We start from the raw sequence: 15,953 nt of genomic DNA on the forward strand, positions 1-15,953 counted from the left end.
ATACCATAAACGTTAGTGTCATGAAAAGCATTTTACAGCAAATTATAGCCGCCAATAAAACACAGGAAGCAGCGGATGCTGCAGCACGACAGGCAGAAATTAGCAATCCCGCCACCAAAGATAATCGCCGCGATTTCCTGAAAAAAACGGCCTTGGGTGGTATAGCATTGGGCGGTTTTATGGGCATGTCGATCGAAGACTCCCTGGCTCAGAGCACTTCTAAAGTTAAACGCGACTCAAGGCCATCGGACCTTAAAATAACGGATTTGCGCTACGCTTTAACCTCGGTGTTGGGGGGCACCGCTATCATCCGGATCGATACAAACCAGGGAATATACGGGTTGGGTGAGGTGAGAGACGGCGCTGACCCGCGGTATGCGCTGATGCTTAAAAGCCGGATCTTAGGCCAAAATCCATGTAACGTAGAGCAGATATTTAAATCTATCAAGCAGTTTGGTGGCCCTTCGCGCCAGGCAGGCGGTGTATGCGGTGTGGAAATGGCGCTCTGGGACTTGTGTGGGAAAGCCTATAATGTTCCGGCTTGGCAGCTCTTAGGCGGAAGATACCGTGATAAAATACGGTTGTACGCTGATACGCCGGAGGCAGGGTCGCCGGAGGAGCAGGCAAAACTGGTGAACTTCCGAGTTAAAGAACAAGGGTATACATGGCTGAAGATGGACGTTTCTATTGGGGAGTTGAAAGGTATACCGGGTACTGTAGTAAACTCCAAGTTCTGGGAGGATGCGCAGGGCAGATTGTCGCAGTGGGGCGATCAAAGCAACTATATGTCCTATAGTAACACAGCGCATCCTTTTACGCAGATACAAATTACTGAAAAGGGCTTGGACCACCTGGCCAATATCGTAGAAAACACGCGCAAGCTGATCGGGTATGAGATTCCACTGTCAACTGACCACTATGGGCATTTTGGTATGAATGAAGGGATACGGTTAGGCAAAGCACTTGACAAGTACAGGCTGGCTTGGCTAGAGGATATTGTGTCGTGGGAGCTGACCGACCAATGGAAAACGATGTCTGATGCGCTGGAAACGCCGCTAACAACTGGCGAGGATATATACCTGCTAAAGAACTTTAAGCCCCTGATTGATAAGCGTGCCGTAGATATCATCCACCCGGACCTGGCCAGCTCCGGAGGCCTCTTGGAGACGAAAAAAATTGCAGACTATGCCGAAGAAAATGGTATAGCGATGGCCATGCACCAGGCCGGTACGCCGGTTTCTTTTATGGCTAATGTGCATTGCGCTGCAGCCACACAAAACTTCCTGGCCCTGGAGCACCATTCCGTGGATTTGCCTTGGTGGGAAGATCTTGTGAAAACCACAGACGGCCAGCCGATGATTACAAAAGGCTTTGCCAACGTGCCGCTGGATGCGCCCGGTCTGGGGATAGAGTTGAATGAAGAAGTGGTGAAAAAGCATTTGCACCCGCGTGACAAAAGTTTCTTCGCGCCTACCAAGCAATGGGACGAGAGAAGGTCTCATGACAGAGTGTTTAGTTAATGGCTTTCATACCTCCTGGCAATAAGCAATGGCTTTTCGCCAGGCGGTATGATGTGCTTTCCTGAGACGTCTCAGCTTTTACATTTAAACAGTAATGCTTTGAAACAAATCAACATATACAAAATTGCACTGGGCTTAGCGGTAGCTTGCCTTGTAGCTGGTCTTGCGCTTACGTTGCGCAGCAGCATCGCGCAGGCCGGCCCCTTTTTCATTGCTTTTTTTGCCGCACTTGCAGTGGGTTTCAGGGGGTATGCGCACCTGCGGGGCTTCTCTTACACAGTTATGATTTTTGCGGTAGTCACCATGGCGCTCTACTACCCGGGTTACTTTGTAGAGGTCGGTGGTTTCCAGTTTGCGGTGCTCATTACGCCGCTTATTCAATTAATCATGTTCGGGATGGGCACGTCGATGAGCGTCCATGATTTTATTGGGGTAGCCCGTATGCCCAAAGGCGTTATTATCGGTATACTCTGTCAGTTCAGTATTATGCCCTTTCTGGGTTTCGCGTTAGCCAGCGTAAGTGGTTTCAGTCCGGAAATTGCGGCGGGTATGATCTTGATTGGGTGCTCGCCGAGTGGCTTGGCCTCTAACGTAATGAATTACCTGGCGAAGGCAAATCTGGCTCTCTCCATTACTATTACTGCCATCACGACACTGCTGGCCCCCTTGTTCACGCCTTTGCTTATGAGCCTGCTGGCAGGTGCATTCATAGAGATCAAGATTTTAGATATGATGTGGGATATCGTGAAGATGGTCATCCTGCCAATTGGAGCAGGGCTCTTGTTTAACAAGTTGCTGAGCGGGAAGGCCAAGTGGCTGGACGATGCCATGCCCTTAGTCTCGATGTTTGGGATTGCCTTCATTATCGTGATCATCACCGCTGCTGGGCGTGACAGCCTACTGGAAATAGGGGCGCTGCTTATTGTGTTGGTTTTGGTGCACAACCTAGCCGGGTATGGCCTCGGTTATTGGGCAGGCCGCCTGTTCCGGATGAATGAGCGGGATTGCCGCACGATCGCTATTGAGGTGGGGATGCAAAACGGAGGGCTCGCATCAGGTATTGCCAAAGGCATGGGTAAGATTGCTACTGTAGGGCTGGCTCCGGCTGTCTTTGGCCCGCTGATGAATATCACTGGTTCTGTTTTGGCCTCCTACTGGCACCGTAGGCCACCGGCCGGCGAGTATAACGAAACAGTGGATACGGATGAGCCCGAATTAGTGAAACGCTAGCATTTACTGTATGGGCGTGCAGGTTTTGCGCAATTGGTTTACAATGCGAGTTTCAGGAGAAAAAAAGTTAAGAAGTTTGAGGGCAACAGCGTTATGAAAAAATATCTAATTCCAGTTATTGGTCTTTTGCTGCTGGTGTTTGCAGCCAAGGCACAGTCGAAAGAGGCCGCCGAGGTAGCCACTGCTGTCGAAAAGTTTAACCAGGCTATGGTAAGCGCAGACAAGGACCAGTTGAACAATATTACAGCAGAAGAACTTAGCTATGGCCATTCAAGTGGTAAAGTACAGGACAAAGCGGCTTTTGTGGATGATGTGGTAAATGGCGCCTTTGATTTTTTAAAGATAAACGTAAGTGACCAGTCTGTCCGGATAGCTGGTAACACGGCCATCGTGCGCCATATCTTTTCCTCCGAAGCAACTAATAACGGGAATCGAGTCAACATCCGGATTGGGAATTTGCTGATCTGGCAAAAGCAGAAAGGGCATTGGAAGCTACTGGCCAGGCAGGCTTTTAAGCTATAGTGTCTGCAAACTGGTAAGCAATGCCCCCTTCGAGTAGTGAGGCTTTAGCTTTCGTGTGCTTTCTGTAAATACATCGGCAAGACAATTGTGATGACAGTAGAAACCGGTCGCTATGCTTGTGCAGTAGGGTAGTAACAAAGGATGTAATCAGTTAAAGCAATCTGATGAGACTAAAACGAAATGTCCTGGCATTGCTTGTCGGAGCCACCGCCTTGAGTTTAACTGCTTTTCGCTTGACTGTTCAAGATGGTGCCCGCGTCAGGCTTGCAGCTGAAATTGAAGAGTCCATCAAGACCGAAATGCTGAACAAGTGGTATCCGCAGACCGTGGACAGGCAACACGGAGGCTTCACGAGCACTTATACTTACGACTGGAAACCAACAGGCCCGCAAGACAAAATGATCGTGACGCAGGCGCGCCATATATGGTCGAACGCGAAAGCCGCCCAGCTATACCCCGATGTGGCTCACTACTTAAGCAGCGCCAGGCATGGCGTGGCTTTTCTGAGAGACAGGATGTGGGACAAAACCAATGGCGGCTTCTATACCCTGGTCGATCAGCAGGGCAACGTGAAAGCCGAAGGGCGGCAGGGGTATGGCGGAGCCGCCAAGTCAGCATATGGAAATGCTTTCGCCATCTACGGCCTTGCGGCCTATTACCAAACTTCCGGTGATACCAGTGCGTTGAATCTTGCCAAGAAAACCTTCGCGTGGCTGGAGCAACACAGCCACGACCCCGTGCACAAAGGCTATTTCCAGGCCCTGGAAAAGGACGGCACGCCGGTGCGACGCACCGCCCAAACACCGGCAGATTCGGAGGTGGGGTATAAAGACCAGAACAGCTCAATCCATTTGCTGGAGGCTTTCACGGAGCTTTACCAGGTATGGCCCGACCCGCTGGTGCGGGAGCGGCTGCAGGAAATGCTGCTGCTGGTGCGCGACACCATCGTTACAGACAAAGGTTACCTTACGCTTTTCCTCACCCCCGACTGGCAACCCGTTTCCTTTCGCGACTCGACAGAGGACGTGATCCGGAAAAACCACCACCTCGACGAAGTCTCCTTCGGGCACGACATCGAAACGGCTTACCTCATGTTGGAGGCCTCGCATGCGCTGGGCCTGGAACACGACAGCAAAACCATGCAGATAGCCAAGAAAATGGCCGACCATACCATCCGCACCGGTTTTGACAACACGGTGGGCGGTTTTTACGATGGCGGCTACTACTTTAAAGGGAAAGAGGGCATCACTATTCTCCGCGACTCGAAGAACTGGTGGGCGCAGGCTGAGGGCCTGAACACATTGCTGTTGATGTCTGACCTATACCCGAACGACGCGCTGCCTTACTACGACCTTTTCCTGCAGCAGTGGAATTATATCGACAAGTACATCATCGACCACGAGCATGGCGATTGGTACCCAGGGGGTATAGACAAAGAGCCAAAGCAGAAGACGGCCCTGAAAGCCCAGATCTGGAAGGCCTCTTATCACCAGTTTCGCGCGCTTGCCAATGTGGTGCAACGGTTACATCCTGATAAGACATCCCCGTCCACGCCCCAAAACCTGAAGGCCAAAACGCTTAAGAGCGCGTTGGTCATGCAATGGGACAAATCGACGGACAACAGAAACGTGCGTGGGTATAACATTTATTTAGATGGAGAAAAAGTAGGCTTCACACCACAAACAAGCTATGCTATCCCACTGGTTAACCATCCAAAAGGGAAAAAGCTGACCATTAGAGCTGTTGATTTGCAAGGCAATCAGTCTACTACAAGTCGTTCGCTGTCTATATGAGAAATCGTTTTCTGCAAGCATCAGCCATAGGTACACTAATTTCAAAAAAGCAAAACGGCTCCCTATACTCGTAGGGAGCCGTTTAAACAGGTGTAGTCTGTAGTGGGCTAGCCCAGGATATTGGTCAGGTTGTTGTAGCTGGTTTTGATACTTTCCATTGGGTTGCCCGGTGTCTGGTCCTGCTCCACAAAGTAATATTCCAAACCGGCCACTTCGGCTTTGTCGAAGATGCGCTTGAAGTCGATAGAGCCGTTGCCAACCTCCGTGAAGAACTTCTTCTCAGTCTTGTCCATGTCCTTCACGTGCCACATCGGGAAGCGACCCGGATGTTTTTCGAACAACGCTACCGGGTCGTTGCCGGACTTGGTGGCCCAATACAGGTCCAGTTCCATCTTCACGAGGTCCTTGTCTGTTTCGGCCAGGATCAGGCCGTAAGGGCGCTGGCCTTCCAGCGTCTCGAACTCAAAGTCGTGGTTGTGGTAGGCAAAGGTAAGCCCAGCTTTTTTGCAAGCCTCGCCCGTTTTGTTAAACAGCTCGATGGCGCGCTTGTACTGGTCAATGGTCTTGCGTTCGCTCGGGAACAGAAAGGCGCAGGTCAGGTAGGCCTGGCCTGATTCAGCGGCCATGTCCACCAGTTGCTGCATGCCGTTGGTCAGGGTCAGGAACTCGGGTGGGAGGGGGGCTTCCTCGGGAAGTTGGGTGCCGAGCAACACGTGGCTGCTGCGCAGTTTCATACCCATCCCCTCCAGCATAGCGGCAAACTCCTTCGGCTTCATGCCATAGTAATGGCCTTTCGAGCCGGCGGCAGACTCCATGTTCACATAGCCCAGGGCCGCAATCTGCTGCAAGGTGCCTTGCAGGTCTTTGTCCAGTTGCTCCCTAACAGTATAAAGTTGCAGGCCAGGGGCAGGCAATGCCGCACGCACGGTGTTAGCTGTTTCGGCTGTTGCGCTTTCGGCCTCTGCCTGGTCAACGGCGCTGCCAGAGCAGGAAGGGAGCAGCAGGCTACCCAAGGCAAGGGCGCCAGTGGTCTTAAAAAAGTGTCTTCTGTTTATCATGTATAAGTTTTAAGAAGTTGTGTGTACCGGTATAACTGAGAGAAAGTAGGGATAGGTAAAACCCATCAGTAAGATACTGCTTTTGGTTGAAATCGCTAGCTGCCTGCTTTCGTAACGGTTGCGATCACGCGTTGATAGCGGGTCAGGCTAGGAGTGCCGGCGTCCTTCACCTCCAGAATGAGGTGGATGGTTTGGCCGCTCTGGGCATCTTTCGGTACGGTGAAGGATGCCTTGGGCTTATCTGGATTTTGCAGTTTTACCTTACCCGGAAACGTGTCTACCTCATCATACTGCCACCAACGGTAGCTCAGGGCGTCGCCGTCCGGGTCGGTGGCGATGCCTTGCAAGACAACTTTCTGCCCAGGCCTCACCACTAAATCCTGTGGGTGATTGAGCTGCACGGCGGGCGCGTGGTTGGCCTCTTCGTAGGGCAGCACACACCAGTCGGCACGGGCGGCAAAGTCCTGCTGTAGCACATCCACCCAGCGCGTCTGCGGGTAGGTGGTGTCCTGCTTCCTGGTGTAGGGGTTGAAGTCGGTGACGTGCTTGCCGTCCTCCCAACGGTTAGGGTTGCTCTCGGACTGCACCATGCGGCCGCCCCAGCCGCCATAAGAAGCATCCTCGCGGCTGCGCAGTCCTACATCGAGCAGGTAAAAGAAAGCAGGGGAGTCGCCTTCAGATATAAAATCATACTGGCTTCGGTTGTATTTGGCGGCTTCGGCCATTTGCCCGTGCGTGTGCTCCGGGTCGCCGTCTATCTGCCTCCCGTCGCCCCACAGGTAGTAGCCTTCCAGCAGGGGGCCGTGGTTAAACCGGATGTTCTCTGCAAACCACTTGCCACCCAGGTAAGGCTGCAACTCCGCGGGCACCACGTTGGGCCACAGGTAAGCGAAGCTCCAGAACTGGTCGGAGTTGTAAAGCACCTTTATTTCGGGCCAGTTTGGGGCTACGTACTTCTGATAGGTGGCATCCTGGTCCAGCACCGCGTAGATAATGGCCTTTTCAGACACCTTCCGGTATACCTCCGGCCACTGTGGTGTTCCTTTGTATGTTTCCTCGATGGATTTCAGGGCGCGGGCCACCGTGTTAGTGCCACCCCAGATCTGCAGGTACACCGGGCTTGTGTTGTCGTCCAGTAGAATGGCCTTGATGAAGTCGGAGCCCTCGGTATCCTGTGCCATCTCCCCCTCAAAGGCAATGTTGCCCACTTTCACGAGGCTGCGCAAATACTCCGGAGAAGGGTAACCGGCGGCGTGCAACTGCAGGTTGGGGTATACCCTGGCATATTGGTTTATATAGTGCTGCATCCAGGTGGTGCCGGGCCAGCGCAACTCGGTGCGCTCCCCATACCGCTCCTTTGTGCTCGGCATTTCGGAGGTGAAAAGCGTGCCCTTGCCGTCGCCAGCGTAGTGCCATTGCGAGCTGCTGTACACCAAGCCCACCACGTCAAACTCATTCGCATACAGCAGCATCCTGATGAAGGAGTCTACATCGTCTACCTCGCCGTCGGTGGTGACGATGGTGCGCGGTTTGGAAGTGCCCTGCGCGGTGGCAGCTAACGGTATACCGGCCCATAGCGTCACCATTAAAACTAATAGGGTGCTGATCAGTCGTGTCATCGGTTTCTTCATCGGTTCTATTCTCTAATTTAGCTAGGGGTGATGCAGTAATGAAGTCGGAAATGGCTGCCTGGTTGAATCGTTGAAAATTACTTTTCGCCAGGCATGGAAAGCAGGTATAGCTTAACGGAATACGAGCTCAAACAGTGCGACCCTCAAACCCCGATACCGTCAACTTAAGGGATGAAGCTGTCATTTCGAGCACAGTGAGAAATCTAAAATACTGCGAACTTATGAAGTGCCCCAGATTTCTCACTGCGTTCGAAATGACAATACTCTTCAACCATTTAGCTCCTGTGCATGCAACAATCAGTTATTTATACCGCAGCCCGAACCCAAATTTATACAACGGGTCCTTGGAGTCGTAAGGCACGTCCTCCTTCTGGTTGCGCACGGCCTCCATCGAGGAGGGCAGTTCGAAGGGCAGGTTGCCTTCTGGCCTGGCTTTCCCGAAGATCACGTTCAGCACTGCGGCATCGCTGGCTCCAAAATCGGCGAATAGGCCCTTAGCGGCTTTGCTAATCTCGGGAATGACAGCCGGACGGTCGAGGTTAATGTCCACGATGGTGGGCACGGTCTTGAGCAGTTGCAGGATCTCGGCTTTCTCCTTGCCCTTAAAGTCGAGGTCGCCGTGGTGGAAGCCAAGGGCAAAGGGGTTCTTCGTCTCCACCGGGTACCAAGGTGTTTTCAGGCGGATGATGGCCATGTCGGCTTCTTCCGGGTTTTCCACCACAGTGCCATACTGCGCTGCTACCTCAGGGTTTACGTTTTTTACATAGAGCCTTAGCTTGCCTGGCTGTAGCGGAAGCACGTTCTTGTCGTTTTTCAGCAGCGTCATGGCGCGACGCTGTGATGCCTCGCCTGCCGCTTTGAAGGCGGGGTTGCTGAGCACTTCCACTGCTTTTTCCACATCCACATAAGGGTTATCAAACAGGCCGAGCTGGAACTTCTGGCGCAGCAACCTGCGTACGGATTCGTCGATGCGGCTTTCGGTGAGTTTGCCCGCTTTCACGAGCTGTACCACCAGTTCCGGCACGCTTTCGCCGCCAAACTGGTCCACGCCGGCGTCAATCACTTTCTTCACGCGGTCCTCGGCACTAAGCTGCTCCACGCCCCAGGCGCGCGCCGGCCAGATGGTCGTGCCCATGTTCGCGTCTGAGATCAGGCCCCAGTCGGTGCACACCACGCCATCGAATTTATACTTCTCGCGGAGCAGGCCCGTGATGATGGCCTTGTTGAAAGCAAAAGCCACGTCCTCGTCTGTTTGGCCGGTCGGCACGCCGTAGTAAGGCATGATGGCGGCTGTGTTAGCCTCAAAGGCAGCTTCAAACGGGATCAGGTGATAGTCGAAGTTGTTGCCGGGATATACCTGTCCTTTCTGAAACTCGAAATGCGGATCGAGGCCCTCTTTCTGCGGACCTCCGCCCGAAAAGTGCTTCGTCATACAAGCCACGCTGTTCGGGCCCAGCTTCTCGCCCTGGAAACCGAGGATATAGGCTTTGGCCATACGGGCCGAAAGCTGGGCATCCTCGCCAAACGTGCCACCGATGCGTGCCCAGCGGGGCTCCGTGGCCAGGTCTACCTGCGGGTGCAGGGCCTCGCGCATGCCCACGGCCATATATTCCTGGCGGGCAATGTCGGCGAAGTTGCGGGTCAGGGCCTCGTCGCCAATGGCGGCCAGGCCAAGCGGCTCGCACCACTGCGAAAAACCGCCGGCCTCCATCGAGAAAATGCTTTCACTGAAGTGGTTGCGCGGGTCAGAGGCAATTGTAACGGGTATACCCAAACGGCTGCCTTCCGCTACTTTCTGGATGGCGTTATACCCCGAAGCCAGGGCTTTTGTGCCCGGCACCTGCCAGAAGTTGAAGTGGTTCATGTGCTTGTCGTTGATGGACTCGGCCGGGGCGGGCAGGCGGGCAGCCATCCCCTTCGTTTCCGGCGTTTTCTCAATCGTGCCATCCTCGTTAATAAAGGTGCCGTTGATGAACATCATACCCGCTTTTTCCTCCAGCGTCATCTGGCCCAGCAGGTCGCTAACGCGTGCCTCGAGGGGTTGCGCGCTGTCTTCATACACATCCAGGCGACCGTTCTTGTTCAGGTCGCGGTAATTTGTGGTCGTGGCGGTAACAGTGTCGTTGGTAGATGGCTGCGTGGTGCTGCAAGCCATACTGCCCATTAGCAAGGCCAGGGGCAGCTTTTGCCGAAACGTAGTGGATAAACGGTGGAGCATATGCGGTAGGTTTGTCGATTTGTTTGTGTCTTTATGACACAATGTAAGTATATTTTCTGTCTTTTTGCAGCGCAGCATGTTATATTTGTCTGACTGAGAAAGAAATCAACAAGGACTTGGAAGAACAGAAAGGCGATGTGTTGCATCAGGGCGGGGAGGGCTTACACCCCGGACTTTCGCTGGATTGCGTGATTTTTGGATTTCATGATAACCAGCTGAAGGTCCTGCTCCTGAAGATGAAGGCCGCCGCCAAGTGGGCGCTGCCGGGGGGCTTTGTATTCAGAGACGAGGACATGGAGGAGGCCGCCGTGCGGGTACTGCAGTCACGGACGGGGCTGCAAAATATCTTCCTCCAGCAATTCTATACCTTCGGCAATCCGGCGCGCAACGACATCCAGTTAAACCGGCAAATGCTGGCCTCATCGGGTATCGTGGCTGATGAGCAGCATTGGTTTTTGCAGCGCTTCATCACAGTAGGGTATTATGCGCTGGTTGATTTCTCTAACGCAGTGCCCCAACCCGATGCCATTTCCGAGGCTTGCGCCTGGTGGGACCTGCAGGAATTGCCGCCCCTGGTACTCGACCATTCGGAGATTCTGCAGAAAGCCTTGGAAACCCTCCGAAAGCAGCTTAACGACCAGCCCATCGGGTATAACTTGTTGCCCGATAAGTTTACCATGCCTGAACTGCAACGCCTCTACGAAACCATACTGGGCAAGCAACTCGACCGCCGCAACTTCCAGCGGAAGATGCTGGGCTACGGCATCTTGAACCGCCTGGAAGAGCGGAAGCAGGGCGTGGCCCACAAAGCACCCTACTACTATTCTTTTGACAAGGAGAAATATGCCGCCGCTTTGGAGGATGGTTTGCAGCAGGGATGGTAGCCGCTGCCATGCACTTGCTTAGCTATTTTCTTATATTGCATAAAAACACCTGCGCGTCATGAAGAAGGGAATCATCATTGTAGTATTGGCTCTGCTGGCTTTGGCCTTGATAGTATTTCTGGATGTCCGCAAGACCTCGTCTTCTGCCGAGGAAGAAGTAGCCGTTGAGAGCCCGACCCAGACCCAGCCAACCTCTAATGACCTACCTATGTTGCCGATGCTATTGCAGGACGGCTCTCGAGTGATAGCAAAAAACCTAAAGGGCAAAACGGTGCTCGTACTCTACCAGCCGGACTGCGACCACTGCCAGCGCGAAGCCACCCAGATACAGGAGAACCTGGAAGCGTTTGAGGGGTATAAAGTCTATTTCGTTTCAGATGCCGGCTTTGCACAGCAGCGTCAGTTTGCTGAAACTTACAAACTAGCCGACCTGAAGAACGTGCATTTCGCCACCACTACCATCAACGACATCCTGGAACAAGTAGGCCCAATCGAGGCTCCTTCGCTTTTCGTGTATTCTGAGGAGGGACGTTTGGTGAAATCTTTTATCGGCGAGACTCCTATTGAGCAGATTCTGCCGGTGCTGTAGTTTATCTCTTCTGCTGCTATTTCACCTGCTGTAGCATCAGAGAAGTTTCCGGACTTGGTGTTGCCGGGTCCAACCACCCCCAACCCCTCAGAGCTACGCTCGTTAGTTTCGAACTCGCGTTCTCACTAATCTAAGGAGGGGAGTTGTTCTTAGTCCTTTCACCGATAAAGCGTTTAGCGAGAGCCTGTATTTTAGAAAGGATTAAAAAAAACAGTTTTACCTGAACCGTTAGCTACACCACAAAGGCCGTTCTAAAGCAAAAGCAGACTCCCCGCCTTGGACAAGGAGGGGGCAGGGGGTGGTTTGATTTTTACTCATACAAATCATTCAAGTCAGCCTTTGCCAGGTCGATGAACAGCTGGCTCATTTTAACGGTGACGGCCTCGAAGAACTTCTCCCCTTTTTCGGCAGTGGCTTTCTTGGGGTTGCCTACGCCCGTGTCTTCCGTTACCTGGCTCCATTTGCGCTCGGCCCAGGCCCAACCCTCGCGGTAGGCCTTGATCTTCGGTTTTTTGTCGCGGCCATCGCCGGTTTCCTCCAGCGCAGTAACCAAGTCAGGGCGCAGGTGCAGGATCAGGCTGGTTTCCATCTCGTCGGCATGGTCGCCGGGATGCTCAAAAAACGCAGGCTTGTCCATCGCCTGAAACCAGTTGCAACTCGACAGAAACATCTCCGGGTACTTCAGGCCCAACTCGCGCAGCATGGTCTTGAAGTCGTTGCCGCCGTGGCTGTTCAGGATTAGGAGCTTTTTAATTCCCTGTCGGTTCAGCACCTCGATCACATCATTAAGCACAGCCGCCTGTGTGCTGGGGCTCATGTTGATGTCCAGCAGGATATCGGTTTGCCCGGTGTTCACGCCAAAGGGTATGGTGGGCAGGATGATGACTTTGGCTCCGGCTTCCCAGGCTTTGCGAGCGGCCTCAGCAGCAATATAATCCGCCTCGATGATGTCGGTGGCGTAGGGGAGGTGGTAATTATGGGCCTCCGTGGCGCCCCAAGGCAGAACAGCCACCTCGAAGGTGTGCTGCTGAATCTCTCTCCAGTTTGTTTCGGCTAGTATGTATGGTCTCATGGGTTTGTTTTAGAATGGTTATATAGCTGTATGATAAGCGTTCTGGTAATGAAAGAGTAGTTAACGGAACACTATTCCTAAGATAACAAAAGCCGCTGTTTTTATACCCTCTGCGGCAGATAATTCTAATCCGGTTATAGCTACTGAGCATCTTTAAAACGATTTAGTACATGAATGTAGTCAATGCCATAACACTGATTACAAATTGCTTAAATGTGTAGCAGTACTATCCGGATTTTTCTATCTTGATGTAAAATTTTCTTACTCACACTACTTACTGCCAGCCTATGAAATCACTTGTACTGCTCCTGCTTTTTTCCACCTCTTGCTTTGCCCAGAATATACCGGCGCGTTGGGACGAACTCACAGCCAGCGATTGGCCAAAAGCGCTGGAAAAATCGAACCGCACCTGCATCCTGCCCATCGGTATATTGGAGAAACACGGCATGCAGGCCCCCATCGGCTCCGACCTGATTCATGTGCGGGAGTGGGCAGCGCGTGCCACTAAAAACGAGTATGCGGTGGTGTTTCCAGATTATTTTTACGGGCAGATAAACGAGGCCAAGCACCAGCCCGGCACGTTCTCGTTGCCTAGCCGCCTGGTATGGGACCTGCTGGACGCCACGGTGGAGGAGATCGCCCGAAATGGTTTTGACAAGATTGTGATTGTGAACGGACATGGCGGCAACCCGCAACTGCTCCGCTATTTCGTGCAGGCGCAACTGGAGAAGCGCCGCGATTATGCTGTTTACTTCTTTGACCCGACACCGGACGCTGATTTTACAGAGAAGATGAAAAAGATGCGCAAAACCGACCCTGCCGGCGACCAGCACGGCGGCGAGAACGAAACCTCGTCGTTGCTATACCTGCGGCCCGACCTCGTGAAGCAGGAGCGTGCCACACAGGAATCCGGCCAGAACCTGAAACGCCTGGGCGATTTGCCGAATCTTTATACCGGCATCTGGTGGTATGCCAGCTACCCGAACCACTATGCCGGCCAAGCCGAAAAAGCGACCAAGGAACTGGGAAAGCTGATAACCGACAATAAAGTAGAAGCCCTCACCAAGGCGCTGAAAGCCGTGAAATCCGATACTAAAACACTGCAACTCCAGAAAGAATACTTTGATAAAGTGGATAAAGTCGGAGGGAAATAGGAGCTGTTCGTCGGATTACAAATCCTCCTTTATTTGAAGGCACGGATTGCAAATCCGCGCCAGATAGCGTCCCAGTAAGCGGGAACGTGGAATTACCCTCCTTGGAGGGGTTAGGGGTGGGTTTACATCTGCTACACATTTAAATTCAGCATTAAACCAAATCAACCAAGACAAAGCATCAGGTACTCATCATAAAATAAAATGGTATGAATAAACTCTTCACGGCAAGCATGGCCACAGCAGATGGCCTGCTGCAGGAACCGACACGGCAGCGCTACCTTTCGTTGGATGTGCTGCGCGGGATGACCATCGCGCTGATGATCGTGGTGAACACGCCCGGCAGTTGGCAAAACATTTATGCCCCGTTCCGGCACGCGGCCTGGCACGGCTTCACGCTTACCGATTTGGTGTTCCCGACCTTCCTGTTTGTGGTGGGCAATGCCATGAGCTTTAGTATGCGCAAGTTTGAGACACAGCCCGAGAGCGTATTCCTGCGGAAAGTGTTTACCCGTACGGGCCTTATCTTCCTGGTCGGGCTGCTGCTGAACACCTTCCCATTCGTGACGCGGAACGAAGCAAGCGAACTGGTGGCGATCGATTTTTCCAACATCCGGATCATGGGCGTGCTGCAACGCATCGCGCTTTGCTACCTAATCGCATCGCTGGTGGTGCATTACCTCAAAGTGAAGGGGGCCATTGTTTTCAGTGCCGTTGCCCTGTTTGGCTATTGGGCAATCCTATACCTCTTCGGCAACCAGCCGGACCCGTACAGCCTGGAGGGTAATGCGGCCCTGAAGTTCGATTTGCTGGTGCTGCCGGCCGCGAACCTCTACAAAGGCTTTGGGTTGCCGTTCGACCCGGAGGGCCTGCTGAGTACCTTACCGGCCGTTGTGAACGTGATTGGCGGCTTTTTGGCGGGGTTATTCATACAGCGGCAGGGCAATAACCGGGGCACGGTGCTGAAACTGGCGGTAGCGGGTGCCATCTTAGCTGCTGCTGCGCTGGTATGGGATATCTACTTCCCAATCAACAAGCCCATTTGGACGAGTTCTTATGTGCTCTATACCATCGGCCTTGATTTGGGTATACTGGCTGTGCTGATGCTGGTGATTGAAGTGGCGGGGTATAAAGGCTGGACTTATTTCTTTGAGGTGTTCGGCCGCAACCCGCTCTTTATCTATGCCATGTCGGGGGTGCTGGTGCGCCTGATGAGCCTGAGCCGCGTGGAGGGCCTGTCCCTGAACGGCTGGATCTATTCCAATGGCTACCTGTCGTGGCTACAGCCCAATAACGCCTCGCTGCTTTTTGCAGTTTCCTACATGCTACTGCTATGGGCCATCGGCTACTGGATGGACAGGAAACGGGTTTATATAAAGGTGTAAAATCTTAATTGCGAGGAGAGAGATTTCTTGAAAAATATATTTCCCAGCTGGGTGCGGCCCTTTTAGGAATAAGGTTGTTTCATGCTCCTCTTACTATCATCCTGAAAGGATCTTGGTCGCAGCGTGCCTTTACCTCCGCAAGTTGTATTAGCTTCACCTCCCGGGGGAAGGGGACCTCTATTTCTAACAGGTTTCTTTACAGAACGGCAGGTAGCTTAGTGTCTGGTTTGCCGTGAATGAAACGGGTTATCCTTCTGTTAGCTGGAATATTTACTTATAGAAACACCTATGAAACAACTACTTTTCGTCATGCTTGTCCTCTCATACTGCTGCTGTACTGCACAAAACAAGAGAGTTGATGGTTCTGTACTGCTGCTGAGTAAGAACGGAGCGTCAAAACCGATAGAGCTAAAAATTAAGGCTAACAAACCAATCAAGATCAAAACGTCTGACGGAAAGAGGTTCACCTTGGTCGATTATTCTGTAATCGGTGACTCTTTGCTTGCATCTCCAACAGACACGGTTGCTTTGGGCGAGATTACATCCATAAAAGGAAAATTAAAAGGAAACGTAGTTAGAAAAGTCAGCGGTGGAGTAGTGGCTGGCGCTGGATATTACTTTGTAATGGTAGGCTATTTAGTAGGTACGATTGCTTTGTATCCCCCAGCTTATTTGCTGATAATTCCATCTGCTGGTGTTGCCTACCTAGGGCATTATATATCGGGCGGCAGGAGTTATGATACCACTGAAAAGTGGTCTTTGAGTATTTCTCCTCAGGTAGAATAAATACAGCCAGAAAACCCTTAAATAGAACTGCGCCATATCATCACATACCCGAAGTCAACAAATGCAGCTTCGCTTTTTATCATACTGGGCCCCGGACAGCGTCAATCAAGCATT

At 52.5% G+C, this 15,953-nt stretch carries 13 protein-coding genes; 9 read left to right on the top strand and 4 right to left on the bottom strand.

Annotated elements, in window-relative coordinates; all coding sequences use genetic code 11:
• Window positions 1-20: 20 nt before the first annotated feature.
• From ACXYMU_RS02490 to ACXYMU_RS02505, 4 genes are all read left to right on the top strand, one after another.
• The gene (locus ACXYMU_RS02490) at window positions 21-1,520 is read left to right on the top strand and encodes a mandelate racemase/muconate lactonizing enzyme family protein (RefSeq protein ID WP_458984762.1); all 1,500 of its coding nucleotides are present in this window, start codon (window positions 21-23) and stop codon (window positions 1,518-1,520) included.
• Between the two features lie 108 nt (window positions 1,521-1,628).
• Window positions 1,629-2,750 carry a bile acid:sodium symporter family protein gene (locus ACXYMU_RS02495; RefSeq protein WP_458984795.1) on the top strand — a complete coding sequence of 374 codons (1,122 nt, stop codon included), beginning with the start codon at window positions 1,629-1,631 and terminating at the stop codon, window positions 2,748-2,750.
• A gap of 93 nt (window positions 2,751-2,843) precedes the next feature.
• Entirely contained in the window at window positions 2,844-3,272 is a 429-nt protein-coding gene (locus tag ACXYMU_RS02500) for a nuclear transport factor 2 family protein (RefSeq protein ID WP_458984763.1), read from the top strand.
• A gap of 233 nt (window positions 3,273-3,505) precedes the next feature.
• Complete coding sequence (locus ACXYMU_RS02505) at window positions 3,506-5,065, top strand: AGE family epimerase/isomerase (RefSeq protein ID WP_458984764.1); 1,560 nt, start codon at window positions 3,506-3,508, stop codon at window positions 5,063-5,065.
• Between the two features lie 107 nt (window positions 5,066-5,172).
• On the opposite strand, the gene ACXYMU_RS02510 is transcribed toward ACXYMU_RS02505, so the two are convergent.
• The 3 genes from ACXYMU_RS02510 to ACXYMU_RS02520 all read right to left on the bottom strand — a co-directional run bounded on the left by ACXYMU_RS02510 (window position 5,173) and on the right by ACXYMU_RS02520 (window position 9,972).
• On the bottom strand, window positions 5,173-6,123 hold the full coding sequence (locus ACXYMU_RS02510; protein WP_458984765.1) for a sugar phosphate isomerase/epimerase family protein: 951 nt from the start codon (window positions 6,121-6,123) through the stop codon (window positions 5,173-5,175).
• Between the two features lie 95 nt (window positions 6,124-6,218).
• Window positions 6,219-7,742, bottom strand: a complete 1,524-nt coding sequence (locus ACXYMU_RS02515; protein ID WP_458984766.1) for a DUF1593 domain-containing protein — start codon at window positions 7,740-7,742, stop codon at window positions 6,219-6,221.
• Between the two features lie 313 nt (window positions 7,743-8,055).
• Entirely contained in the window at window positions 8,056-9,972 is a 1,917-nt protein-coding gene (locus tag ACXYMU_RS02520; RefSeq protein WP_458984767.1) for a glycoside hydrolase family 3 protein, read from the bottom strand.
• 116 nt (window positions 9,973-10,088) lie between these two features.
• On the opposite strand from ACXYMU_RS02520, the gene ACXYMU_RS02525 reads away from it, so the two are divergent.
• Window positions 10,089-10,856, top strand: a complete 768-nt coding sequence (locus tag ACXYMU_RS02525; protein WP_458984768.1) for an NUDIX hydrolase — start codon at window positions 10,089-10,091, stop codon at window positions 10,854-10,856.
• Between the two features lie 58 nt (window positions 10,857-10,914).
• A complete protein-coding gene (locus tag ACXYMU_RS02530) occupies window positions 10,915-11,445 on the top strand; it encodes a peroxiredoxin family protein (protein ID WP_458984769.1) in 531 nt (176 codons plus the stop codon).
• A 310-nt stretch (window positions 11,446-11,755) separates the two neighbouring features.
• On the opposite strand, the gene ACXYMU_RS02535 is transcribed toward ACXYMU_RS02530, so the two are convergent.
• A complete protein-coding gene (locus ACXYMU_RS02535) occupies window positions 11,756-12,517 on the bottom strand; it encodes a creatininase family protein (RefSeq protein ID WP_458984770.1) in 762 nt (253 codons plus the stop codon).
• Between the two features lie 287 nt (window positions 12,518-12,804).
• Here ACXYMU_RS02535 and ACXYMU_RS02540 point away from each other — a divergent pair, with 287 nt between their 5' ends.
• From ACXYMU_RS02540 to ACXYMU_RS02550, 3 genes are all read left to right on the top strand, one after another.
• The gene (locus ACXYMU_RS02540; protein WP_458984771.1) at window positions 12,805-13,671 is read left to right on the top strand and encodes a creatininase family protein; all 867 of its coding nucleotides are present in this window, start codon (window positions 12,805-12,807) and stop codon (window positions 13,669-13,671) included.
• 206 nt (window positions 13,672-13,877) lie between these two features.
• Window positions 13,878-15,053 carry an acyltransferase family protein gene (locus ACXYMU_RS02545; protein WP_458984772.1) on the top strand — a complete coding sequence of 392 codons (1,176 nt, stop codon included), beginning with the start codon at window positions 13,878-13,880 and terminating at the stop codon, window positions 15,051-15,053.
• Window positions 15,054-15,341: 288 nt separating this feature from the next.
• Window positions 15,342-15,839: a hypothetical protein gene (locus tag ACXYMU_RS02550; protein WP_458984773.1), complete on the top strand. Its 498-nt coding sequence runs from the start codon at window positions 15,342-15,344 to the stop codon at window positions 15,837-15,839.
• Window positions 15,840-15,953 lie beyond the last annotated feature (114 nt).

The sequence above is a fragment of the Pontibacter sp. CAU 1760 genome, assembly GCF_054482735.1.

Excerpts from the sequence above, each read along its gene's own strand:
- ACXYMU_RS02490 (WP_458984762.1), top strand. The coding sequence starts at position 21 with ATGAAAAGCATTTTACAGCAAATTATAGCCGCCAATAAAACACAGGAA.
- ACXYMU_RS02500 (WP_458984763.1), top strand. The coding sequence starts at position 2,844 with ATGAAAAAATATCTAATTCCAGTTATTGGTCTTTTGCTGCTGGTGTTT.
- ACXYMU_RS02510 (WP_458984765.1), bottom strand. The coding sequence starts at position 6,123 with ATGATAAACAGAAGACACTTTTTTAAGACCACTGGCGCCCTTGCCTTG.
- ACXYMU_RS02515 (WP_458984766.1), bottom strand. The coding sequence starts at position 7,742 with ATGACACGACTGATCAGCACCCTATTAGTTTTAATGGTGACGCTATGG.
- ACXYMU_RS02520 (WP_458984767.1), bottom strand. The coding sequence starts at position 9,972 with ATGCTCCACCGTTTATCCACTACGTTTCGGCAAAAGCTGCCCCTGGCC.
- ACXYMU_RS02530 (WP_458984769.1), top strand. The coding sequence starts at position 10,915 with ATGAAGAAGGGAATCATCATTGTAGTATTGGCTCTGCTGGCTTTGGCC.
- ACXYMU_RS02535 (WP_458984770.1), bottom strand. The coding sequence starts at position 12,517 with ATGAGACCATACATACTAGCCGAAACAAACTGGAGAGAGATTCAGCAG.
- ACXYMU_RS02540 (WP_458984771.1), top strand. The coding sequence starts at position 12,805 with ATGAAATCACTTGTACTGCTCCTGCTTTTTTCCACCTCTTGCTTTGCC.
- ACXYMU_RS02545 (WP_458984772.1), top strand. The coding sequence starts at position 13,878 with ATGAATAAACTCTTCACGGCAAGCATGGCCACAGCAGATGGCCTGCTG.
- ACXYMU_RS02550 (WP_458984773.1), top strand. The coding sequence starts at position 15,342 with ATGAAACAACTACTTTTCGTCATGCTTGTCCTCTCATACTGCTGCTGT.